General features: G+C 66.8%; 16 protein-coding genes. 4 read left to right on the top strand and 12 right to left on the bottom strand.

The features are described from left to right. Window positions 1-48: 48 nt before the first annotated feature. The 3 genes from accD to XH96_RS00415 all read left to right on the top strand — a co-directional run bounded on the left by accD (window position 49) and on the right by XH96_RS00415 (window position 3,215). Window positions 49-990 carry an acetyl-CoA carboxylase, carboxyltransferase subunit beta gene (gene accD / locus XH96_RS00425; RefSeq protein WP_194390588.1) on the top strand — a complete coding sequence of 314 codons (942 nt, stop codon included), beginning with the start codon at window positions 49-51 and terminating at the stop codon, window positions 988-990. Further along, window positions 987-2,330 (top strand): folylpolyglutamate synthase/dihydrofolate synthase family protein, encoded by a 1,344-nt coding sequence (locus XH96_RS00420; protein ID WP_194390587.1) that lies wholly within the window; start codon window positions 987-989, stop codon window positions 2,328-2,330. The genes accD and XH96_RS00420 overlap by 4 nt, the downstream gene beginning before the upstream one ends. 144 nt (window positions 2,331-2,474) lie before the next feature. Then, window positions 2,475-3,215 (top strand): metallophosphoesterase, encoded by a 741-nt coding sequence (locus XH96_RS00415; protein WP_194393978.1) that lies wholly within the window; start codon window positions 2,475-2,477, stop codon window positions 3,213-3,215. Window positions 3,216-3,353: 138 nt separating this feature from the next. Here XH96_RS00415 and XH96_RS00410 read toward each other — a convergent pair whose 3' ends face one another. The 8 genes from XH96_RS00410 to XH96_RS00375 form a co-directional block, all read right to left on the bottom strand. After that, on the bottom strand, window positions 3,354-4,361 hold the full coding sequence (locus XH96_RS00410; protein WP_194393977.1) for an ATP-dependent DNA ligase: 1,008 nt from the start codon (window positions 4,359-4,361) through the stop codon (window positions 3,354-3,356). A 155-nt stretch (window positions 4,362-4,516) separates the two neighbouring features. After that, window positions 4,517-4,837 (bottom strand): thioredoxin, encoded by a 321-nt coding sequence (gene trxA / locus XH96_RS00405; RefSeq protein ID WP_008540017.1) that lies wholly within the window; start codon window positions 4,835-4,837, stop codon window positions 4,517-4,519. A gap of 71 nt (window positions 4,838-4,908) precedes the next feature. After that, window positions 4,909-8,418 carry a double-strand break repair helicase AddA gene (addA, locus tag XH96_RS00400; protein WP_194390586.1) on the bottom strand — a complete coding sequence of 1,170 codons (3,510 nt, stop codon included), beginning with the start codon at window positions 8,416-8,418 and terminating at the stop codon, window positions 4,909-4,911. Then, the gene (gene addB, locus XH96_RS00395) at window positions 8,412-11,558 is read right to left on the bottom strand and encodes a double-strand break repair protein AddB (protein ID WP_194390585.1); all 3,147 of its coding nucleotides are present in this window, start codon (window positions 11,556-11,558) and stop codon (window positions 8,412-8,414) included. The genes addA and addB overlap by 7 nt, the downstream gene beginning before the upstream one ends. Window positions 11,559-11,780: 222 nt before the next feature. Beyond that, complete coding sequence (locus tag XH96_RS00390; protein WP_194390584.1) at window positions 11,781-12,503, bottom strand: nucleotidyltransferase family protein; 723 nt, start codon at window positions 12,501-12,503, stop codon at window positions 11,781-11,783. 118 nt (window positions 12,504-12,621) lie between these two features. Beyond that, window positions 12,622-12,939, bottom strand: a complete 318-nt coding sequence (locus XH96_RS00385) for a PilZ domain-containing protein (protein WP_194390583.1) — start codon at window positions 12,937-12,939, stop codon at window positions 12,622-12,624. 87 nt (window positions 12,940-13,026) lie between these two features. Next, on the bottom strand, window positions 13,027-14,550 hold the full coding sequence (tsaE, locus tag XH96_RS00380; RefSeq protein ID WP_194390582.1) for a tRNA (adenosine(37)-N6)-threonylcarbamoyltransferase complex ATPase subunit type 1 TsaE: 1,524 nt from the start codon (window positions 14,548-14,550) through the stop codon (window positions 13,027-13,029). Continuing rightward, on the bottom strand, window positions 14,547-17,051 hold the full coding sequence (locus XH96_RS00375; protein WP_194390581.1) for a PAS domain-containing sensor histidine kinase: 2,505 nt from the start codon (window positions 17,049-17,051) through the stop codon (window positions 14,547-14,549). Before XH96_RS00375 ends, tsaE begins: the two co-directional genes overlap by 4 nt. 408 nt (window positions 17,052-17,459) lie before the next feature. Here XH96_RS00375 and XH96_RS00370 point away from each other — a divergent pair, with 408 nt between their 5' ends. After that, window positions 17,460-18,473 (top strand): IS5 family transposase, encoded by a 1,014-nt coding sequence (locus tag XH96_RS00370; RefSeq protein WP_194389004.1) that lies wholly within the window; start codon window positions 17,460-17,462, stop codon window positions 18,471-18,473. A 144-nt stretch (window positions 18,474-18,617) separates the two neighbouring features. Here XH96_RS00370 and dut read toward each other — a convergent pair whose 3' ends face one another. The 4 genes from dut to ubiE are packed head-to-tail and all read right to left on the bottom strand — an operon-like array spanning window position 18,618 to window position 22,914. After that, entirely contained in the window at window positions 18,618-19,076 is a 459-nt protein-coding gene (gene dut, locus XH96_RS00365) for a dUTP diphosphatase (protein ID WP_194390580.1), read from the bottom strand. Beyond that, on the bottom strand, window positions 19,073-20,524 hold the full coding sequence (gene coaBC, locus XH96_RS00360; RefSeq protein WP_194390579.1) for a bifunctional phosphopantothenoylcysteine decarboxylase/phosphopantothenate--cysteine ligase CoaBC: 1,452 nt from the start codon (window positions 20,522-20,524) through the stop codon (window positions 19,073-19,075). The genes dut and coaBC overlap by 4 nt, the downstream gene beginning before the upstream one ends. A 57-nt stretch (window positions 20,525-20,581) precedes the next feature. Continuing rightward, window positions 20,582-22,156: a 2-polyprenylphenol 6-hydroxylase gene (ubiB, locus tag XH96_RS00355; protein ID WP_194390578.1), complete on the bottom strand. Its 1,575-nt coding sequence runs from the start codon at window positions 22,154-22,156 to the stop codon at window positions 20,582-20,584. Continuing rightward, entirely contained in the window at window positions 22,153-22,914 is a 762-nt protein-coding gene (gene ubiE / locus XH96_RS00350) for a bifunctional demethylmenaquinone methyltransferase/2-methoxy-6-polyprenyl-1,4-benzoquinol methylase UbiE (protein WP_131870472.1), read from the bottom strand. The genes ubiB and ubiE overlap by 4 nt, the downstream gene beginning before the upstream one ends. Window positions 22,915-22,982 lie beyond the last annotated feature (68 nt).

Here is a 22,982-nt window from a genome sequence, read left to right as displayed (position 1 = left end):
ATATATCCTTCAGGCGATTCCCAGCGGGGTCGCACATCGGAGCAAACCATGAACTGGCTTACCAATGTGGTCCGGCCGAAGATCCGCAACATGCTGCGGCGGGAGACGCCGGAGAATCTGTGGATCAAGTGCCCGGATTCCGGGCAGCTCGTGTTCTACAAGGACGTCGAGGCCAACCAGTTCGTCATTCCCGGCTCGAACTACCACATGCGCATGGGCGCGGTGGCCCGGCTGAAGTCGATCTTCGACAACGAGACCTGGTTCGACGTCGCGCTGCCCGAGGTTACGCCCGATCCGCTCAAGTTCCGCGACGAGAAGAAATATGTCGACCGCATCAAGGATGCGCGGGCGCGCACCAATCTGAATGACGCGATCAAGGTCGGCTACGGCAAGCTCGAAGGCTCCGCCGTCGTCGTCGCCGTGCAGGATTTCGACTTCATGGGCGGCTCGCTCGGCATGGCCGCGGGCGAGGCCATCGTGCGCGGGATGGAGCTCGCGGTCGAGAAGAAGTCGCCGTTCATCGTGTTCGCTGCCTCGGGCGGTGCGCGCATGCAGGAAGGCATTTTGTCGCTGATGCAGATGCCGCGCACCACCGTCGCGGTGCAGATGCTGCGCGAGGCAAAACTGCCCTACATCGTCGTGCTGACCAATCCGACCACCGGTGGCGTCACCGCGTCCTATGCGATGCTGGGCGACGTGCAGATCGCCGAGCCCGGTGCGCTGATCGGCTTCGCCGGCGCGCGCGTGATCGAGCAGACCATTCGCGAGAAGCTGCCGGAAGGTTTCCAGCGCGCCGAGTACCTCAAGGATCACGGTATGGTCGACATGGTCGTGCATCGCCACGAGTTGCGGCCGACGCTGGCGCGGCTCTGCCGACTGCTGACCAAGGCGCCGGCGCTGGAAGGCGTATCGAAATCAGTGCAGCCGGTCGCGAGCCCGGCGCAGATCGTATCGGCGGCCGAGACGGCGCCGGCTGCGCCCCACGCGTGAACGCCTCCTCTGACAGTGCAAAGACACCGCTCGGCGAATTGATCGGCCGGCTGTCGGCCCTGCATCAGAAGCGCATCGATCTCGGGCTTGAGCGGATGCACCGCCTGCTCGAACGGCTCGGCCACCCCGAACGCAAGCTTGCGCCGGTGATCCACATCGCCGGCACCAACGGCAAGGGTTCGACGCTGGCTTATCTGCGCGCGACGCTGGAAGCTGCGGGCTTGCGGGTCCACGCCTATACCTCGCCCTATCTCGTCCGCATCAACGAATGCTTCCGGCTCGGCCGCGTGGGCGGCGGCGTGCTCGTCGGTGACGACGAGTTGCGCGCCGCGCTGGAAGAGGTCGAGCGCGTCAATGCCGGCGAGGCCGCGACCGTGTTCGAGCTGAAGACGGCTGCCGCGTTTCACCTGTTCGCGCAGAAACCGGCCGATGTGGTGCTGCTCGAAGTCGGCCTCGGCGGCCGGCTCGATTCGACCAATGTGGTCGATGCGCCGGCGGCCTGCGTGATCACGCCCGTCAGCATGGACCACATGGATTTCCTCGGCGATACGCTGACGTCGATTGCCGGCGAGAAGGCCGCGATCATCAAGCGCGGCGTGCCCGTGATTTGCGCCGAGCAAATGCCGGAGGCGATGGCCGTGATCGAAGCACAGGCCAAACGCATGCGTGCGCCGCTGTTTGCCGCGAACGAGAGCTGGCACGTCAATGTCGAGCGCGGGCGTCTGGTCTATTCCGACGATCGCGGCTTGATGGATCTCCCGGCGCCGCGTCTGTTCGGCCGCCACCAATTCGCCAATGCCGGGCTTGCGATCGCGACGCTGCGTGCGCTTCCAGCCATCAAGGTCAACCACGCCGCGTTCGAAGCCGGCATCGTCGGTGCCGAATGGCCGGCGCGGATGCAGCGCCTCACCTCGGGCGAACTGCTGTCCTGGGGTCCGCAGGGCTCCGAGATCTGGCTCGACGGCGGCCACAATGCGGAGGGCGGGCGTGTCGCAGCGGCGGCGCTCGGCGACCTCGAGGAGCGGGTGTCGCGGCCGCTGGTGGTGATCGCGGGCATGATGGCCAACAAGGACGCGCGGGGATTTCTCGCCAATTTCGCCGGCCTCACCCGCCATATCATCGCGGTGCCGATTCCAGACACCGAGAACGCGATGCCGGTCGATCGCCTCGCGGATGCCGCGCGCAGCCTCGGCATGCGCGTCGAGACCGTTTCCGGCGTCGAAGCCGCGCTGCGCGCCTTGGCCAAGCTCGCCTATGAGGTGCCGCCGCGCATCCTGATCACCGGCTCGCTGTATCTCGCCGGCCACGTGCTGGCGATCAACGGCACGCCTCCTGCATAGACGGTCTCGTGTCCCGGACGCGGCGCATCGCGCAAGCGATGAGCCGCAGAGCCGGACCCAGAATGCCGCAACATGGGCCCCGGCTCTGCAGCACACCGCTGAAGAAGCGCTGCGCTGCGTCCGAGGAACGAGAGAGAAATGCCAATGCGCTTTGCCGCGATTGCCGATATCCACGGAAACTACCTCGCGCTCGAAGCTGTCCTCGCCGACATCCGCGCGCACGGCATCGCCGACATCGTCAATCTCGGCGACATGCTGAGCGGCCCGCTCGATGCGCGCCGCACGGTCGAGATCCTGATGCGGCTCGATGCCGTGCATGTGCTCGGCAATCACGACCGCTATCTGCTCGACCGTCCGCCGGAGAAGATGGGTTCGTGGGATCGGCCCGCCCACGCACAGCTCGATGCCGCGCAGCTCGACTGGCTGCGCGGGCATCCGATGACGCGTGTCTTCCGTGAGCAGGTGTTTCTTTGCCACGCGACGCCCGGCAACGATGAAGTCTACTGGCTCGACACCGTGCATCCCGACGGCACGGTCGCGTTGTCGCCGCTCGATCGCATCGAGCAATTTGCGCTTGGGATCACGCAGTCGCTGATCCTCTGCGCCCACACCCATCTCGCCCGTGCCGTGCGCCTGCGCGACGGCCGGCTGATCGTCAATCCCGGCAGCGTCGGCAGCCCGGGTTATCGCGACAAGCATCCGTATCCGCATGTGGTGGAAGCCGGCACGCCGCACGCGCGTTATGCGATTCTCGAGCTGGTGAACGCGGCCTGGCAGGTGACGTTCCGACATGTCGTCTATGATCACGACGCCATGGTGGCGCTGGCCCGCCGAAATGGGCAGCCGGAACTGGCGAACGCACTCGCGACGGGATGGATCGGGTAGTCACGCCCGTGTCCCGGACGCGGCGCGGCATGAAATGACGCGACGCAGAGGCGGGACTCAGAATGCTGCGACATGGGCCCCGGCTCTGCAGCGCATCGCTGACGAGGCGCTGCGCTGCGTCCGGGGTACGAGCGCGGCTTACTTCAACAGCTTCATGGGATCCGCCACCTTCTGCTTCAGCTGCTCGAAGCGGCATTGCCGCGGCGCCTTGTCTGGGCGCCAGCGCAGGATCGAGGTACCGTGGCGGAAGCGCTCGCCGCTGAAATGGTCGTAGCAGACTTCGACGACGAGCTTCGGCTTCAGTGGACACCATTTCGCCGAGCGTTCGGTCGACCAGCGGCTCGGCCCGCCGGGTGCGTTCCCGGTGAAGCCGGGCTCGCCGATCAGCGCCTCCAGCCGGTCGGTCAGGTCGGGCTTCTCCTCCGCCTTGATGGCCGAGGTGAAGCCGACATGATGCAGCAGGCCGTCATCGTCGTAGAGTCCGAGCAGCAGTGAGCCGACCACCTTGCGGCCGGCGATCTCGTTGGTGGCGTAGCGGAAGCCGCCGACCACGCAATCGGCGCTGCGGAATTTCTTGATCTTCTGCATGCCGTCGCGATTACCCGTCTGATAAGGCAGGTCGACGCGCTTGGCGATGACGCCATCCGAGCCGCCGCCGGATTGCGCGAGCCATTTCCCGGCCGTGGCGTAGCTTGCCGTCGCAGGCGAAAGCCGGAAGATGCTGCCCTTGAGATGGGACTTCGCAAAAGCTTCCAGTGCCGGCCGTCGCTCGCGAAGCGGCGCCTTGGCAAGCTGCTTGTCCCCAGCCGTCGCGAGCAGGTCGAAAACGAGGTAGAGCGCGGGCGTCTCCTGGGCGAGCTTCTTCACCCGGCTTGCGGCAGGATGAATTCGCTGCAGCAGCGCGTCGAACGAAAAACCTTTGCCTTGCGGCACCACGATCTCACCGTCGAGCGTGAAGCGATCCGCCTTCAGCTTCAGCGCGGCGGCAACGATCTCGGGGAAATAGCGCGCAAGGTCCTCGCCGGATTTCGAGCGCAGATCGACGTTGCCGCGCTCGCGCGACAGCAGGCAGCGGAAGCCGTCCCACTTGGGTTCATATTGCCATTCCTTGCCGCGCGGGATCTCGTCGACCGAACGCGCCTCCATCGCGACGAGAGAGCTCGATCTTCGGGCGCGCTTCGCAGGTGGGGCTGGCAAGGGCGGGACTCGTCACACGCTGGAGTCATACGCTGGACACGTCCCATCAACGCAAAACGGCCGGCTTTCGCCGGCCGCTTCCGAAAATAATCTTCGAGGCGGGATCAGACCGCGGAGGTGATCCACTGCTGCAGCTTCGCCTTGGGCGCTGCGCCGACCTGGCGCGAGGCCATCTCGCCACCCTTGAAGATCATCAGGGTTGGGATCGACATCACGCCGTACTTGGAGGCGGTCTTCGGGCTCTCGTCGACGTTGAGCTTCACGATCTTGACCTTGTCGCCCATCGCGCCGGCGATCTCGTCGAGGGCGGGGGCGATCATGCGGCAGGGGCCGCACCATTCGGCCCAGAAATCGACGACCACGGGGCCGTTCGCCTTGAGCACTTCGGCTTCGAAATCGGCGTCGGAAACCTTGCTAACGGCCATTGGGAGTACCTCACTCGGTTGAAAGAGAATCGGGCGCGACCTGGAATCGCGCCCGGGATCATGTGGCCAACCTATGAACGGCTCCTTGCCGGGTCAAGGACGCTCACACCGAGATGAAGGGATGCCAGCGCCGCGTCCAGCGCGGGGGCCGAAATCTCCATATATTCAAGGGCCTCCGTCCAGAGCAGGACGGCCCTGACAGGCTTTCGGGGATAAAGCCGCGACAGCACCGCCCGGTACAGCGCAAGCTGGCGGACATAGGCTGCCGGCGCCTCTGCGGCGCTTTCGGGGGCCGCCTGGTTGGTCTTGAAATCGACGATCAGGACCTCGTCGGGGCGAACGACCAGCCGGTCGATCTGCCCCGACACCAGCGCCGGGGTGCGGCCCGGCCGCTCCAGCCGGCCGGCGATGGCAACCTCCGCCCGGCTGCCGGCGGCAAAGACCGGGGCGAAACGCGGTTCAGTGATCAAGGCGAGCACCTTGTCGACCAGCGCAATGCGGTCGGCCTCCGGCCAGTCCGAGGCATTGCGCACCATGAAGCCGAGCGCCGCCTCGCGCCGGCGCTCCATGGCGATGTCGGGCAGGGATTGCAGCAGACGGTGCACCAGCGTGCCGCGTTGCAGCGCCAGAGCGCGCGACTGGATCGATTCGCCGGTCCGCACGCTGCGGCCCTCCTCGGCAGACTGGCCCGAGGGGCGCACCGGGTCGTCGTCGATGGGCTCGCACGGTGCCGGCGTTCGCAGCCAGTCCGGCAGCACGACCGATTGGTCCCGGGGCGCCGCCGGCGTGCCAAGCGCCGCGACATCCTCCGGCCGGGCGAATCGGGTCACCTTGCCGAGCGGCGTCTCGATGATCTGCTTGTCCAGGCCCGAGCCGGCGAGACCGGTGTCGACAAGGTCGTACCAGCTCAGCTTGCGGACCGTCCTCATGTTGCCGGGCATGCAGCCGCCGACGATCAGCCGGTCGGCCGCGCGCGTCATCGCGACATAGAGCAGGCGGCGATACTCGTCCTCGGTCTCCTCGAGCATCGCCTTGCGCGCCTCGGCAACCGGCCTCGGATCATCCGCCTTGCGGCCGGCCCAGACCACCACCTCGCCGCCATTGCCGCGCGGCACGTGAATCAGCCGAACCCGCTGCGAGTCCGCGGGTGACGATGTCGTGTCGACCATGAACACGACCGAGGCCTCGAGCCCCTTGGCGCCGTGCACGGTCATCACCCGCACCTCGTCGCGCGAGATCTCCATGTCGCGCTTCACCTCGGTGTCGGCCGAACGCAGCCAGGCCATGAAGCCCTGAAGCGAGGCCGGCGCCTTGCGCTCGTAGTTCAGCGCCAGTTCCAGGAATTCGTCGAGCGCGTCGTTGGCCTCGTGGCCGAGACGGCGCAGGATGCGCGCGCGTCCGCCATCGCCGCCGAGCAGCCAGGCATAGAACGCGAACGGCGTCTCCTCGCGCGCACGAATCTCGCAGGCTTCCAGGCGCCGCAACGCTGTGGCGAACTTTTCGCTCTCAGCCGCATGCTCGCCGAGCGCGCGGCGCAGCGATCCCTTGCGATCATGGGCCAGCTGAAACAGGTCGTCGTCATCGAGCCCGAACAGCGGGCTCTTCAGCGCCACCGCGAGCGCGAGATCGTCCTGCGGCAGCAGCAGCGCGTCGGCGAGGTTCATCAAATCGATGATGGCGATGTGCTCGGTGAGCTTGAGGCGGTCGGCGCCGGCGACCGGGATATTGGCGTGCTTCAATGCCTGGATCACGGCGTCGAAGGCGTTGCCGCGCCGCCGCACCAGGATCAGCATGTCGCCATAGCGCAGCGGGCGGCGCTCGCCCTCGTGCCCCGTCAGCGTGCCGCTTTCGACCAGCCGCTTGATCTCGGCCTGGATGCGGCGGGCAAGCTTCACCTCGGGACTGGTGACGGCGACGCCGTCGAACGGCGCGCGCCAGCCCTCGATGTCCTGCCTGTCGTCCGCCTCGGCCAGATCCCATAGCTCGATCACGCTCGGCCCGGCATCGGCGAGCGCATTGTGCAGGGGATGGCCGATCTCGACCGAATGGATGCTCTTGTAGATCTGGGGATCACGGAAGACGTGGTCGACCGAGTGCAGGATCGTCGCGCCCGAGCGGAACGAATAGGTGAAGGCCACCGGATCGAATTTCAGCCCGGCTGCCGTGAACTTGCGATGCAGCTCGCGCCGGCGCGCATCGAACTCATGGGGCGCCGCGCCCTGGAACGAGAAGATCGACTGCTTCTCGTCTCCGACCGCGAAGATGGTGCGGTTCAACCCCTCGCGCGCGCCTTCGCCGGCAGTGAATTCGGAGATGATGTGCGCGACGATGTCCCACTGCCGGGGACTCGTGTCCTGCGCCTCGTCGATCAGCACGTGGTCGACGCCACGGTCGAGCTTGTAATGCACCCAGCCCGAGGAGACGCGGTTCAACATCGCCAGCGTCTTGTCGATGAGGTCGTCATAGTCGAGCAGCCCGCGCTCCTGCTTCTCGCGGCGGTAGTTCGCGGCGGCAGCGGTCGCGATATGCAGCAGGGCCGCGGTGCGGTCGCGCATGGTCACTGCGCGGCGCTTCTCGATCAATCCGCCGAGGCGCTGCACCTCGGCTTCGAACAGGCGCGCGACGGACGGGTTGTGGTCGCAAAACTTCTTGGTCAGAACCGCCTTGCGCGGCAGCTTGTCGTCGGTGAGGAAGACGCAGAGATAGGCATCGACCTGGTCGCTGCCGGAGAACACTTTTGCCGCGCGCAGCCGGCCCGCCTGGTCGTTATCGGACTTGCTGCCGTCTTCCAGCGCGAAGGCGATGTCGTCCCAGCGCGATCGCGGCAGATACGGGCCGTCGAGAATCTCGGTCTCGACGTCCTCGATCCGGTCGCCCGCATCGACGCCCAGCACGGCCGCCATCTGTTCGACTGCCGCCCCGGCGTTGCCGGCCTCGTCGGTCCAGGCCATGAAGTGATCACGGCTCAGACAAGCCTCGCGCACGACCTCCTTGAAGGTGACGTCGGCGGCGCTCGCCATCGCGGTCAGCAGTGCGCGCCCGGTGACGCTCTCCGGGTCGCGCGCGGCCTCCAGCAGCACCTTCAGATTGGCGCGCTCCATCATGTCGGTCTGGTCGCGCTCGTCGATCACGGCAAAGCGCGCGGGAACGTTGGCCTCGAACGGAAACTGCTGGAGCAGGCGCGTGCAGAGTGCGTGGATGGTCTGCACCTTCAGCCCGCCCGGGGTCTCCAGCGCGCAGGCGAACAGCTTCCGTGCCTCGCGCCGCAGCTTTGCGCTCGGATGCGGGATGCCGACGGCGCGGATCGCGGCATCGAGGGAGGCATCATCCAGCGTCACCCAATGGCCGAGCGTGGTGAACACGCGCTCGGCCATGTTGGCGGCGGCGGCCTTGGTGAAGGTGATGCAGAGGATCTTTTCCGGCGGCACGCCCGACAGCAACAGGCGGATCACGCGCTGCACCAGCACATGGGTCTTGCCCGAGCCGGCATTGGCCGAGACGAAGGCCGATGCAGTCGGATCGGATGCACGCGCCTGCCGCGCGCGCACCTCGTCGGGGATGGGCCGCGGCGCCTTCACCATTCCTCGATCCCCAATCCTCCGGCGGCGGACCATTCCTTGATCCGGGCGAGGTCGTCATAGGTGCCGTAGCGGTTCGCCCACATCGGCAGGTTCAGCGAGGTGTAGGCCTGGCTCTCGTCCTCGAAGGCACGGATCAGCGCTTCCAGCTTGGTCCGCGCCTCGGCTGCCGCGGTGTCCGGCGGCTGCGGCTCGTCGCCTTGCTTGAACTTGAGCTCGAGGATGCGCTCCTCGCCCGGCGGATTGTTGCCGCTGAGGCGGACATAGACGAGCTGGCTTACCGAGGAGCCGGCGTCGATATCAGGGAAGCCGCCCTCGCGCAGAATCGCGGCTTCCAGCGTGAGCTGCGGCGACAGGCCCATGCGGACCTGCTTGCCGGTCGGTGGTTGCCCGGTCTTGTAGTCGAGAATGGCGTAGCTGCCGCCCTGGCGGCGCTCGATGCGGTCGGCGCGCGCGGAAAGATGGAAAATGCGCGCATTGTCGAGTGGGATCGAGATCTCGCCCCGGGTCTCGGCCGTGATGGCCTCGATCGCGTCGCGCCGCGCCGTCTCCCATTCGCCGAACCAGCGCGCGATGCGCTGGAAGCGTGGCCACCACAGCGCCCGCGCCTCGGGGCGCTCCATCAGCGGCGCAAAATGTTTCTCGCCGATCGCGCGCAGCACGCGCGCGGGATCGGCGGGCAGATGCGCGGCATAGGCCTCGGTGAACTCGCCGAGCGCATCGTGAATAGCGGAGCCGCGGTCGGCAGCCGAGAGCGGCATGTCGACGGGATCGAGCGCATCGAGCCGCAGGATGCGTTTGGCGTAGATCGTGTAGGGATCGCGTAGCCAGTCTTCGATTTCGGTGACGGACATCTTGAGCGGCCGCATTGCGCGCGGCGGCCGAGGCTCCGGCTGCTTGATCGGTCTGACCTCGTCGGGCTGGTCCAGTGCGGCCGCAAACCGCACATACTTCTCGCCGGCGCGGACGGCCGCGCTCCAGAGATCATCGCCCGCGACCGCCTCCAGACGGTGCAGGAAGCGCGAGGCGACCGCCGGTGCACCGCCGGCTTTGGCGGAATGGGTGAGGATCACCTCGTCGCCGCCGAGCAGCTGCGCGAAGTCATGGGCGGAGAGGCCGATGCGGCGCTCCGGCAGGTCGAGCCCAAGCTCGTGCCGCATCGGCCGGCTGAGCCAGGGATCGATGCGCGGCGCCGGCGGCCAGACACCTTCGATCAGGCCGCCCACGATGATACGGTCGGCCTGCATCAGCCGCGATTCCAGCGGGCCGTAGATTTGCAGGCGGGCGCCGGGTCTGTCGCGCCGCCGCACCGCGCGATCGCCGAACGCCGTCTGGAAGACGTCTGGATAGTCGGGCAGCGGCACCATCAGCCCGCTGGCCGTACCGCTGCGCAGGAGATCGTCAAAGGCGCTGGCCAGCGCGAGACCATCGCGATCCTCGAAGGCGAGCGGGATGCCCTGCTCGTCGCGCGACAGCTCGATCAGGATCTCGCGGTGCCGATGCGCGAGCTCGGCGAAGTCATATGGCTTTGAGGGCGGCAGGCTCTCGATCGGCGCCAATGCGCTTTGCAGGACGTCGACCAGCGCCTGGATACGATCGAGATCCTCCGGTTTCAACCGCGCGCGCGGCTCCGCGCGATGCAGCGCGGAGACCTCGCGGCGCCAGAGCTTTGCGAGTTCCTCGCGGAAACGGTTGAATTCGCGCAACAGGCCTGCGGTGGCCGCCGGCGGGCGCGTGCCGCGCAGGACTGCGAGCTCGAGGCCTTCGATTGCCTTCTTCCACGCGCCGGGTGCGCGGCCGAGCCGGCATAGCGGATGCTTCAACATCGCCAGCAATGTTGCCGGCTCCAGCCCCTTTGTCGCCGCCTCTGCCGCGAGACGCGCGAAGGTGCCGGCGGATGTTTCCATCAGCACATCGCCGCCGGAATCGTCGAAGGCGAGGTCCCATCGGGTCAGCGCCGCCATCACCCGCCGCGCCAGCGCGCGGTCGGGCGTCACCAGCGCCGCCGATTTGTCGAGATGTCGCGCCTCCCGCATCGCAATGGCGATCGCGAGGGCTTCCATTTCAGGGTTGGGGGCTTCGACGACAGCGAGATTCTTCATGCCGCCGGCGATCCTCGCGGCGACGTCGGGCTGCTTCAGCCGGTCATGCCAGACTTCCGTCCTGGCGGACGGCCGCATCGATTCGGACGCGAGCAGATCGCGGCCGTCTTCCGCTGGGGCCTGAAGCAATTCGACATCGTCACGCTTGATACCGAAACGCTGCAGCAGCGCGTGCATGGCATATTGCGGATGGTTCGAGGCTGGATGCTCCGCGAACTTGCCGAGCGAATCGCGCACGCCGCCGATGGTGCGCCAGGCGTCGTCGTCGAGATCGGTGTCGAGGCCCGGCAGCACCACCGCGCCATGCGGCAGCGACGCGACCGCGTGCAAGAACTTCGCGGTGGCCGGCATCGAGCCGGTCGACCCCGCCGCGATCACCGGCCCGTTCGGATGCGCGGTCAGCCGTTTGGCTTCCGCCGCGATCAGGAGATCGCGCCGCGCGGCCGGCTCGATCCGGTTGATCTCCGCGAGATGATTGGGCCAGGCGATGCGCGCGATACGCAGGAATTCGAGCGAGTGCTGCCAGTACCGATCGAGTTGGTCGGGCACCAGTCCATCGAGCGCGCTCCAGTCCACGCCGCGCGTGACCATGTCGTCGATCAGGCGCGCGAGGTCGGATGCAAGCGCCAGCGTCGAGGCCGGCCCGCCGACCACCAGCGGCGACAGCACCGGGCCCTTGGCCCAGGCGGCGACGAGCTGCGCCAGTGTCAGCCGCCGTTCGAGCTCGCCCAGTCGCGGCGGAATGTCGAGCGGCGCTGCACCGGAAAACTGCTCGCTCTCGCCGGCGAAAGCGAGCTCGTCCTCGTCGATATCGCCGAGCGCGACGATGCGCGGCAGCACCGCCGCGTCCGCCTTCATCTCGTCGAGGAAGATCTCGCGGACGACGCGCATGGCGCGCCGTGTCGGCAAATACAGCGTTGCATCGGCCAGCCGCGCCGGCTCCTTGCGCGCCTCGAATCCCTCGACCAGCCGTCCCTCGAGCAGGGCCGTGACGACCGTGCGCAGGAACGGAACTGAGATGGGAACGCTGAAAACGCGCATGAGCCGCCTGATTCGAGAATCAGGGCAATATAGGGAGATGGGGTCAAATGGTCATGCGTTGGTGCGGGGTCTTCCCCGCTGTCCCACCGTCATTCCGGGGCGATGCGAAGCATCGAACCCGGAATCTCGAGATTCCGGGTTCGCGCGTACGCGCGCCCCGGAATGACAACCTCGCGGGGCGGGCACGCTTCGCTTTGCCCTACGGCACCATTTGCTGTAGCCCTACGCCACGCTCTCCAGAAACGCCTCTTCCGCGGCGTGAACGGCATCAGGCGTGCCGACATGCATCCAGACACCGTCAAGCCGCAGGCCGAACAGCCGCTCCTGCTCGTTGGCGCGATCGAACATCCTGGTCAGCGAGAACTCACCCTTGGGGGCGCCTTCGAAGATCGACGGCGACAGGATCGCCGCGCCGGCATAGACGAACGGAACGACCTCTTTTTCCTTGCGCTTGCGCAGGGCGCCGTCGGGCAGCATGCCGTAATCGCCGCGGCCGCCATAGCCGATGCTGGTTGCGGTCGGCGCCATCAGCAGCAGGATATCCATTCGATCAGGGTCGAAATTTTCAGCGAGCCGCGTCAGGTTCGAACGCACGCCATCGATCCACAGCGTGTCGGAATTGACGTGGAAGAACGGCGCGTCGCCGAGCAGCGGCAGCGCCTTGACCACGCCGCCGCCGGTGCCGAGCACCTGGTCGCGCTCGTCGGAGATGGTCACGCGCGGGTGCTGGCGCGACGCGACGTGATTGATGATCTGGTCCGGCAGGTAATGCACGTTGACCACCGCCTCGGTCACGCCGGCCTGGCCGAGCTTGTCGAGCACGTGGTCGAGCAGCGGCTGCCCGGCCACCGGCACCATCGGCTTCGGCATCGTGTCCGTCAGGGGGCGCATGCGCAGGCCAAACCCTGCGGCGAGCACCATGGCTTTGGTCGGTTTGACGGGCATCCTTCGCTTTCTCAGACCTTTCGCGTTCGCAGCAATCTTACCACGAGGCTCGATCAGCCGCATTGCATCTCGACCGCCTTAACCACCCGCCGTGACGGTTGTACGACGGGTGTTGCCGTCACGCCCCAATGGTCGCGGAACGCGCCTTTTTCTTTCTGTCACCGATCTTGAGGAAATTCACGCCGATCTGGTCGCCATTGACCCAGGCCAACTCGCAGCGCCGGTACGCCAGCCCGGTCGACGACAGCAGCAGAAAGAATTCCTTCAGATGGAGCCCTTCCACCGAGCCGTCGATGGTCAGCTTGGCGCCGCTCTCGGAGACGTCCTCCATGGTGCAGTCGCGCCGCCAGGTACCGTCGATTCCCATGATCTGGGCCGGAATCCCGCGTTCGAAAACAACCCGGCCATTGCCGCGATGGTCCGTCTGTACCGCCATCTGTCCCGCTCCAGCCCCGCAATCATCCGGCTGCCTCGCCGCTAGAATAGCGACATCTTGGCTAACGGCCGGTAAATCGAGCCCGAATCAGGCTTGTTGGGGCGGCGGGACGTTGGCGAGATACCACTCGCGCAAGGAGCTCAGCGCGGGATGCGCCAGCGAGCGCTGGAGGTAGGTCCAGATCCGCGGCTGGTGACGCAGGTAGTGCGGCTTGCCGTCGCGGCGATTGAGGCGGGCGAAGGTGCCGAGCAGGCGCGTGTTCCGCTGCGCCGACATGATGGCGTAGAGCTCGGCAAAGCCGGCCGCATCGAAGCTCGTGTCCTGCGCGCGGCGCGCCTTGATGTAACGCGACAGCAGCGTCAGCTCGACGGTCTCGGGCACGTCGATGCGGGCGTCCTGGAGCAGCGAGACGACGTCATAGGATTGAGGTCCGAGCACCGTATCCTGGAAATCGATCACGCCGACGCGTTCGATGCCGGTGCGCTCCGCGAGCCAGATCAAATTGGGTGAGTGAAAGTCGCGAATGATCCATGTCTTCGGCGCCGCCAGCGGTGTCCTGAGCAGCTCGCGCCACATCGCGAAGAATTCCGCGCGCTTCTCGTCGCTCAACGGCGCGTTGCGATCGGGCAGGTACCATTCCGGCATCAATCCGATTTCGATCAGCATCGCCTCAACGTCGAAGAGGGGGATCTCGTAGGTCTTCCCGTCCAGCGGCAGCGTCTCCGGCAGCGCCTTGCCATGCAGCATCGCCAGCAGGTCGGTCGCGGCTTCGTAGCGCTCGCCGATCGGGCGTGGCGGATCGCCCTCGATCACACCTTCGCTGCCAAAGTCCTCGGTAATCAGGAAGCCATGATCGAGGTTGGAATGATGAATCGCGGGCGCGGAGATTCCCTGCGCGCGCAGGCCTTCCGCGATCGCGACGAAGGGTTTGACGTTCTCCGCAAGATGCACCGCGGCGCTGTAGGACTTTCCGTTGTAGAGAGCCGCGCCGTCCGGCCGCTGCGGAAAGTTCATGAGGATGACGATGCTGTCGTCGCGCAGCAGCCGCGCATAGGAGCGCGTCGAGGCATCGCCGGCCATGCGCTTGCGCGTCGCCTCCATGTAACCGGATGCGTCGAGGAACTCGCGCAGCGCCTGCAGCCGCGCAACGATGGCGGCGGCCCTGCCGTGACCGGTGATGTCGGCGGCGCGTGCGCTCGATCCCAGCGCCGGTCGGTGTGTCAGCGCAATGTCGATGCGGTCCTCGGGCATCGCCGACGGTGCGCGCTCGGGCCATTCGATCAGAACGAGGGTGGCATCCGGGAGCGGCGACAGGCCGATCTCCTCGAGCTCGCTCTCGTCCTCGACGCGGTAGAGATCAGCATGCATCACCGGAAAGGGCGGCAGCTCGTAGCCCTGCACCAGCGTGAAGGTCGGGCTCGGCACCTCCAGCGTCTCGTCGCCGGCGAGGTAGCGAATCAGGCTGCGCGCCGCCGCGGTCTTGCCGGCACCGAGATCGCCGGTGAGGGTGACGACGTCACCGGGGCCTACCAGCAGCGCGAGGTCGGCCATCAATTGCGCGGTGGCCGTCTCGTTGTGGAGCGCGACCGAGAATGTGGTTGTATCCGTCATTCGGCGGCGTCGCGATGCGCCGCCTGGTCGGTCGGGAAATCGCAGATCACGACCGTGCCTCGGCCGACGATCGAATCCACCCGCACCTTGCCGCCATGCAGCTCGACGAAGGAGCGCACCAGCGACAGGCCGAGCCCGGCGCCGCGGTGACGCGAGCCCTGCGAGCGGCTTTCGAACCAGTTGAACACCTTGTCCTTCATGTCGGCAGGTATTCCAGGTCCCGAATCTGTCACGGTGAAGACCACGCTGCGTTCGGTGCGGCGCGCGCTGATGCCGACGGTGGAATCCTGTGGAGAAAACCCGACGGCGTTGGCGAGGAGGTTATAGAGCACCTGCACCACGCGCTTCTCGTCGCCGACGAAGCTGCCGACGTCGGGCGCGATCTCGACCTTGAGGCGGATGCGGTCGGTGGCGAGCCGGTCCTGGATACCCTCCGCGGCGAGCTCGATGGCCTTGCTGACGTCGACTTGCCCGAGTTCCAGCTTCATCGCGCCGGCGTCGATGGTGGCGAGATCCAGGATGTTGTTGGTGAGCGCGAGCAGCGCGTTGGTCGATTTGGTGACGTAGTCGAGATATTCGGCCTGCTTCGGCGTCAGCGGCCCGGTCGAGGGATCGCTGAGGAAATGCGCAAAGCCGATGATGGTGGTGAGCGGCGAGCGCAGCTCGTAGGAGACGTGGTGGACGAAATCCACCTTCATCTGGTCGGCGGCCTCCAGCGCCTCGTTGCGCTCGCGCAGCGCGCGCTCGACATTCTCGGTGTCGGTGATGTCCTGGAACGTCAGCATGGTGGCGCCGTCGGGCAGCGGCCGGATCATGCCGTCGAGCACGCTGCCGTCCTTGCGCTCCAGCTTCAGCGGCACGTCGGCGCGGTTTTCGATCGAGGTGATGGCCTCGCGGATCTGTCGCCAGACGACGGGATCGTCGTAGAGCTGATGGCACCAGCCTTCCACCGTCTGGATGTGCGGCTCGTCGCGCATGGCGTCGCTGGAGAGCTTCCACATCCGGACGAAGGCCGGATTAAACAGCTGCGCCTTGCCGTTGCTGCCGAACACCGCGACGCCCTCGGCGAGGCTGTCCAGCGTCTCGCGCTGAACGCGGATCAGGCCGTCGAAGCGGCGGGCGAGGTCGAGGCTTTCTGTGACGTCGTCGAACAGGTAAGTGACGCCGCCCTCGGGATTCGGCGTGGTGACGACCGAGAGCGCGCGGCCGTCAGGCAGGAACCAGGTGTCCTTGGCGGTCTCGACCGCGCGATAGGCTTCGTGCAGCTTGGCCTTCCAGGCGCGGAAATCCGGCTGCTCCGGCAGCTTGCGCGCGGCGCGGAGCTGGTCGAGCACGCTGGAATCGTCAGGGTTGGCGTCGAGGAAGGTGCGGTCGAGGTCCCACAGCCGCCGATAGGAATCGTTGTAGAAGGCAAGGCGGCGCTGGCCGTCGAACACGGCAACGCCGGAGGAGAGCTGGTCCAGCGTGCGGCGGTGCGCCTCCGCCATTCGCACCAACGCCGAGCTCAGCGCAGCCGCCTCGCTGGCATCGATTGCGATGCCGACGCTGCCGCTGCCGACATTGACGGCGCGCACGTCGTAGATGCGCCGCTCGCCGCCGACCACGATCGGCAGCCGCGACGTGAAACTGGCGGCGTCCTTCAGCCCCCGCTCCATCGCAGTGCGGTCGGCGCTGTCGAGCAGCTCGAGCTTGCGCTCCTGGGCATCGATGGCGCTGATTGCCTCGGTGGCGCGCACATAGGCCGGGTTGGCGTAGGTCAGTGCGCCATTCTCGCCCTTTGCCCAGATCGGCCACGGTGCGGCCGCAGCAAAGCCACGCAGCATCTCGGTCTCGTCGGAGAGCGCCTTGTAGCGCAGATGGGTCTCGGCCAGATCGCGGCGCAGTCCTGAGAGCTCGCGAATGCGGACGATGGCCTGGCCGCCGATGGCGCGGCCGATCGCTTCCAGCGTATGGCCGTGCGCGGTGGTCAAGGTCAGCTGGAACCCGTCGCCGCGATCGCGCAGCGCGTCGACAGCATGGTCCATCTGGAGCGCGGGCTCCGGGGGCAGCCAGGTTCCGAACGCCAGCACGCGCTGCGGGGAGGAGTCGCGCGGCAGCACCATGGAGATGTCGCCGGAAATCTGAACGCGGTTATCGCCGGCCGGCCAGGAGATCAGGATCTGCGGCTCGGCGAACAGGAGTGCGCCGAAGCGGTCGGCCTGGAGCTGAAGTTCCCCGATCCGGGTGCGCAGCCGCGCCTCGTTCTTGACCAGGCGCACCCGCGTGCGCATCAACAGGATCGCGGCCACCACCGAGAAGCCGAGCAGCGCCAGCGCGGTGGCGAGGACGGCGAGTTCCTGCCGGTTGAAATCCAGCATGGTGGAGAGGGTGTCGATGAGGTCGGCGGCCCTGGCCGGCGCAGCCGGCAGCAGCGCCGCAAGAGCGCTCCCAACCAAGCCGCTGCGCGCCAGCGACGTGCAAGACAGCAGCGTCCGACGCATCGACACGATCACGCCTGACATAGTTGCCCCAAGATCGCACGAATTTGCGCGCGGCGACCCCCGTCGCGCGCGAATCAAAAGACAATACCCCCACCGTGACTCCGCCGGTAAGAGTCCAGATCGTGAACGTAAAGACGGGCCAACAAAAATGCGGGGCGCGCGGTTCCACGGCGCGTGATTCTGCAGATGATTTTCGCTGGGATTGCCGTGCGTTAGCGTGTCATGCGCATCGCCTGCCACGATCGCGGTGCGCTCTCTCCCCCGCTCGCGGGGGAGGGCTGGGGAGAGGGTGTCTCCGCGATGGGACAATCCCTTAGCGGAGAAAACCCTCACCCGCCGTGCTCTGCGAGCGCGGCGGCCTCTCCCGCAAGCGAGAGCTTTGCATATTCGCGAATCTGCGATTCCCTAGACCGCTGAGGGAGGACGGGAATGGCCTATCGACAGGTTGGACAACCGAGCTTTGCGGACGCGCTGGTGTCGCGACGGGGAAAAGGCAATCCGGTGCTGAGACGGATTGGGGACTTGGTCGATTGGGCAGCGGTAGGGGGCGTGCTAGGCGGTCTGCCGGAACCGGAGCGTGGGGCGCCGGCCTATCCGCGGCTGGTGATGTTCAAGGCGCTGTTGCTGCAGCAATGGTACGGGCTGTCCGATCCGGAGCTTGAAGAGGCGCTTGATGACCGCGCCTCATTCCGCGATTTCTGCGGCTTTGTGCTCGGCGATGAGACACCCGATCACGCCACGATCTGGCGCTTCCGCGACAGTTTGCAGCGGGCCGGCCTGGACGAGAGGCTGTTCGGTGAGATTCTGCGCCAGATCGATGCGCATGGGCTGGTGGTGCGGCGGGGTACACTAATCGACGCGAGCCTGATCCCGGCGGCGGTGAAGCCGCCGAAGCCACCAGAGGAGCCGCAGCCCCCCGGCCCGGACGGTCGGGCGCCGAGCAAACTGGTCAACAGCAAGCGCGATCCGGATGCGCGATGGACCAAGAAGGGCGGCAAACGATACTTCGGCTACAAGGCCCATGTTGGCATCGACCAGGGCTCGGCAATCATCCGCCGCAGCAAGCTGACCGATGCTGCGGTCAACGATACGGTGCCCGCCGACGAGTTGGTCTGTGGTGATGAGAAGGCGGTCTATGCCGACCAGGCCTATGACAAGCACGAGCGCCGTAGCGGCCTGCGCGCGCGAGGCATCAAGCCGCGGCTGATGTTCCGGCCCAACAAGCATCATCCGCTGACCGCGCGGCAGAAGCGCTTCAACGGTGCCGTGGGAAAGCGCCGCGCACCGGTCGAGCAGGTCTTCGCGCGCCTCAAGGGCAGCTACCGCTGGGCGCGCGCCCGCTATCTGGGCTGGGCGCGCAACCAGACGCATCTGCGCCTGATCTGCCTGGCAATGAATCTCAAACGATGGGTGGCGTTGTCTCCTGCGGGAGTTGCCGCATGACCGCCCAACCCAATCAGTCGACCACGAAAGCGCAAACCTTCGATGCCGCCGACGTCCAACGCTACGCAAAAAACGCCCAACAGCGGCAATCACTCCCCCGCGTCCAATTAAGCAAAGCTCTCGCAAGCGGGAGAGGCAAGAAAGCTACCGCCCCGTCGAGCCGAAGCCGCCGGCGCCGCGATCGGTCGGCGACAACGTCGCGACGGGAACCAGGGCAGCCTGCACCACGGGTGCGATCACCATTTGGGCGATGCGCTCGCCGCGCTTGATCACGAAGGGCGCCGCGCCGTGGTTGATCAGGATCACCTTGATCTCGCCGCGGTAGTCCGCGTCGATCGTGCCCGGCGAGTTCAGCACGGTGACGCCGTGCTTGGCGGCAAGCCCCGAGCGCGGCCGCACCTGCGCCTCGTGCGCCGGCGGCAGCGCGATCGCAAGGCCCGTCGGCACCAGCGCGTATTGGCCCGGGGCGAGCGTCATCGGCTCGCTGTCCGGAACGGCTGCCATCAGATCGAGGCCGGCGGCCTCGCTGGTCTGATAGGCCGGCAACGGCAGACCTTCGGCATGGGCGAGGCGCTGCAGTTCGACCGTGACCTTCGTGCTCAAGATGCCGTCTCCAGGGATTTGTCGGTCACGCTTCTGGCGACATGCGCGACCAGTTCGATGGCGACTTGTTCCTTGGTCATCACCGGCCAGGAATCAACTGCAATCTCGCCGTCCTTCGCACCGTTCTTGCGGCTGAGGAGGTGGACGGTGTTGCGGTCGCCGCCCATCACGCCGGTCGCCGGCGACACGTCATTGGCGACGATCCAGTCGCAGCCCTTGCGCGCGAGCTTGGTCTTGGCGTTCTCGATGAGATGTTCGGTCTCGGCGGCAAAGCCGATCACCAGGGGCGGGCGCTTGTCGGTCAGCTTCGAGATCGTGGCGAGGATGTCGGGATTCTCGACCAGCTGAAGCGGCGGCATGCCGGCCGCGGTCTTCTTCAGCTTCTGCTCGCCCTCGTTGGCGACGCGCCAGTCGGCGACCGCGGCAGCGAAGATCGCGATATCGGCGGGAAGCGCCGCCTGAACCTGCTCCAGCATCTGCCGTGCCGATTCGACGTGCTTCACCGTCACTCCAGGTGGATCGTCGAGGTCGACCGGGCCGCTCACTAGGATCACCTCGGCGCCGGCGGCCTGCGCGGCGGCGGCAATGGCAAAGCCCTGCTTGCCGGAGGAGCGGTTGGCGATGTAGCGCACGGGGTCGATCGGCTCGTGCGTGGGACCCGCGGTGATCAGCACGCGCTTGCCGGCGAGCGGCCGCGGCACCGGAGGCCGCAGCAGCCGTTCGGCGGCATTGGCGATCTCGATCGCTTCCGACATGCGGCCGATTCCGGCCTCGCCGGCTTCGGCCATCTCGCCGGAATTCGGGCCGATCAACACCACGCCGTCGCGCTGGAGCAAGCCGACGTTGCGGCGCGTCGCCGCGTTGCTCCACATCAGCGGGTTCATCGCCGGCGCCAGCAGCACCTTGCGGTTGCTGGCCAGCAGGATGGCGCTGGCGAGATCGTCGGCATGTCCGTTCGCCATCTTCGCCATCAGGTCGGCGGTCGCCGGCGCCACCACGATCAGGTCGCAGTCGCGCGCGAGGCGAATATGGCCGGCGTCGAATTCGCTCTGGGGGTCGAACAGGTCGGTGTAGACGCGCTCATGCGAGAGCGCGCTGACGGCCAGCGGTGTCACGAATTGCTGGGCCGCCTTGGTCAGCACGCAGCGGACCTCGATGCGTCGCTCCTTCAGCCTGCGGATCAGGTCGAGCGACTTGTACGCCGCGATCCCGCCGCCGATGATCAGGGTGACGCTGGCCTCGGGGAGGGCGCCGGTGCGCTGCGGCGCCGGTGTGGCGGACGGGGCAGGCGGCAGCGCAAACGGCGTCAGCGGCTCCTCGCGGCCCTCGATCAGCTCCCGCAGGATGACCCGAACCTCTTCCTCGACCGACCTGCGGTTCTTGGCCGAGCGCAGCCGCAGATAGGTTTTGACGCTGTCGTCGAGCTTGCGGATGGTCAGGCTTGCCATGACGCCACTCCAGCACGAAATGATAGCGATGCTATCACTTGCGTGATTGCAGTGCAATCATAGATTCCGGACGGCGATCAGGATGCCGATGAATGTCGCGGCGATGATCCACAGCGCCACGGTGCGCCAGCGGTTCTTGCGGCCTTCGCTGCGCCCCATGGCCGCGATGCTCTCCGGTGACAGCCTGACGCCCTCGCGAGTCATGGTCTCGAGCTGCTCGAGGACCTTCACCGACCGCTCGGCGATCTCCGGCAGGCGCATCAGTACGCGCGCGATGTCGCCGGTCCCGGCCAGCGCGCCCTGCACCCGGCCGATCGGCCCGAGATTGCGCTCGATCCATTCGCGTACCACGGGGTCGGCGATCTTCCAGATGTCGAGCTTGGGATCGAAGCCGCGCGCCACGCCCTCGACCACCACCATGGTCTTCTGCAGCAGGATCAGCTCGGGCCGCGTGGTCATGTCGAACAGGCCAGTGACCTCGAGCAGCAGCGTCAGCAGCCGCGCCATCGAGATCTCCTCGGCGGTGCGGTTGTGAATGGGCTCGCCGATGGCGCGGATGGCTTGCGCGAAATTCTCGACCGAATGGTGCGCGGGCACGTAGCCCGCCTCGAAATGCACCTCGGCGACGCGGCGATAGTCGCGGGTGATGAAGCCGAGCAGGATCTCGGCGAGGAAGCGCCGCTCCTTCATGCCGAGCCGGCCCATGATGCCGAAATCGACCGCGACGAGGCGGCCGGCATCGTCCAGGAACAGATTGCCCGGATGCATGTCGGCGTGGAAGAAACCGTCGCGCAGCGCGTGCCGCAAGAAGCTCTGGATCACCTTGCGGCCGAGGTCGGGCAGGTCGACCTGCGACTCAGCAAGGCGCTTGTGGTCGTTCAGCGCGATGCCGTCGATCCACTCCATCGTCAGCACGTTGTGCGTGGTGCGGTCCCAATCGACGGTCGGCACGCGGAAATCAGGATCGTCGCGCGTGTTCTCTGCCATCTCCGACAGCGCGGCGGCTTCGAGCCGCAAATCCATCTCCATCGCGACCGAGCGCGACATGGTGTTGATGACTTCGATCAGGCGCAGCCGCCGCGCCTCGGCCGAATAGGCTTCGGCCTTGTGCGCGACGAAGAAGAAATCGGAGAGGTCGCGGCGGAAGCGTGCGGCGACGTTGGGCCGCAGCACCTTCACGGCGACCGATTTGCGGATACCGTCGCGCAGCACCTCGCCGCGATGCACCTGCGCGATCGAGGCCGCTGCGACCGGCGGGCCGAAGCTCGCGAAAATGTCCTTCAGCGGCCGTTCCAGCGACGTCGCGATGGCGGCCTCGGCCTCGTCCTGTGGAAACGGCGGCAGGCGGTCCTGCAGGCTTTCGAGGTCGCGCGCCATGATGACGCCGACCACGTCGGGACGCGTCGCCAGGAATTGTCCGAGCTTGAGATAGGCCGGGCCCATCCGCGTCAGCGCGCGCGCTATCCGCGGGCCGTGCTTGGTGCCGCGGCGTTCGACGAGGCGCGCCAGTTTCAGCGCGAGCTGTCCCGGCGGCGGCACCAGGCTCGGATCGACCGAGCCGAACACGCCCTCGCGCGCGAACACGAACGCGGCGCGGATCAGGCGCGTCATGTGGGTGATGGCAGAAATCACAAACGCCAGCCCGAATGCAGTGCCACGATGCCGCCGGAGAGTGTCTGCCAGCTGACGCGGGAAAAGCCGGCCTCGCGGATCATGTCGGCGAACGCGGCGGGCCTCGGAAACTTGCGGATCGATTCGACGAGATATTGGTAGGATTCGGCGTCGCCCGTGACCATGCGGCCGAGCGGCGGGATCACCTTGAACGAGAACAGATCGTAGAGCTTGTCGAGCCCGGGCATCTCGACGGTGGAGAACTCGAGACAGAGGAAGCGGCTGCCGGGCCTGAGCACGCGATAGGCCTCGCGCAGCGCCAGGTCGATCTGCGGCACGTTGCGAATGCCGAAAGCGATCGTATATGCGTCGAAGCTGCGATCGGCGAAGGCGAGCGCTTCGGCATTGCCTTCGACGAAGTCGACCCGGGTGTCGAGATGCTGCTTGGCAGCGCGTTCGCGGCCCACGGCCAGCATGTCGGTGTTGATGTCGCAGACGGTGGCATGGAAACCCGCACCTGCGGCCTTGGCGGCGCGGAACGCGATGTCGCCAGTGCCACCGGCAACGTCGAGCAACGCGAACGGCCGGTCGCCCCGGGGCGGGTCGAGCGCCGTGATCATGATGTCCTTCCAGACCCGGTGCAGGCCACCGGACATCAGGTCGTTCATCAAGTCATAACGCGACGCCACGCTGTGAAACACATCGTTCACCAGCGTCTGCTTGTCGCCCAGGGGGACGTCCCTGAAGCCAAAATGCGTGGTTTCGCCCGGCCGATCCATTACTCTACTCCGCGAGGCGGACCATAGCGCGCCCGCCGCAATGGCGCTATCACACCGCCCTCATAAGG

The organism is Bradyrhizobium sp. CCBAU 51765 (assembly GCF_015291725.1).
In the GTDB taxonomy this organism is placed as follows: domain Bacteria; phylum Pseudomonadota; class Alphaproteobacteria; order Rhizobiales; family Xanthobacteraceae; genus Bradyrhizobium; species Bradyrhizobium liaoningense.
This window is presented reverse-complemented; position numbering and strand designations above follow the sequence as displayed.

Coding starts and splice junctions, on each gene's coding strand:
- accD (WP_194390588.1), top strand. CDS start 49: ATGAACTGGCTTACCAATGTGGTCCGGCCGAAGATCCGCAACATGCTG.
- XH96_RS00415 (WP_194393978.1), top strand. CDS start 2,475: ATGCGCTTTGCCGCGATTGCCGATATCCACGGAAACTACCTCGCGCTC.
- XH96_RS00410 (WP_194393977.1), bottom strand. CDS start 4,361: ATGGAGGCGCGTTCGGTCGACGAGATCCCGCGCGGCAAGGAATGGCAA.
- trxA (WP_008540017.1), bottom strand. CDS start 4,837: ATGGCCGTTAGCAAGGTTTCCGACGCCGATTTCGAAGCCGAAGTGCTC.
- addA (WP_194390586.1), bottom strand. CDS start 8,418: ATGGTGAAGGCGCCGCGGCCCATCCCCGACGAGGTGCGCGCGCGGCAG.
- addB (WP_194390585.1), bottom strand. CDS start 11,558: ATGCGCGTTTTCAGCGTTCCCATCTCAGTTCCGTTCCTGCGCACGGTC.
- XH96_RS00390 (WP_194390584.1), bottom strand. CDS start 12,503: ATGCCCGTCAAACCGACCAAAGCCATGGTGCTCGCCGCAGGGTTTGGC.
- XH96_RS00385 (WP_194390583.1), bottom strand. CDS start 12,939: ATGGCGGTACAGACGGACCATCGCGGCAATGGCCGGGTTGTTTTCGAA.
- tsaE (WP_194390582.1), bottom strand. CDS start 14,550: ATGACGGATACAACCACATTCTCGGTCGCGCTCCACAACGAGACGGCC.
- XH96_RS00375 (WP_194390581.1), bottom strand. CDS start 17,051: ATGTCAGGCGTGATCGTGTCGATGCGTCGGACGCTGCTGTCTTGCACG.
- XH96_RS00370 (WP_194389004.1), top strand. CDS start 17,460: ATGGCCTATCGACAGGTTGGACAACCGAGCTTTGCGGACGCGCTGGTG.
- coaBC (WP_194390579.1), bottom strand. CDS start 20,524: ATGGCAAGCCTGACCATCCGCAAGCTCGACGACAGCGTCAAAACCTAT.
- ubiE (WP_131870472.1), bottom strand. CDS start 22,914: ATGGATCGGCCGGGCGAAACCACGCATTTTGGCTTCAGGGACGTCCCC.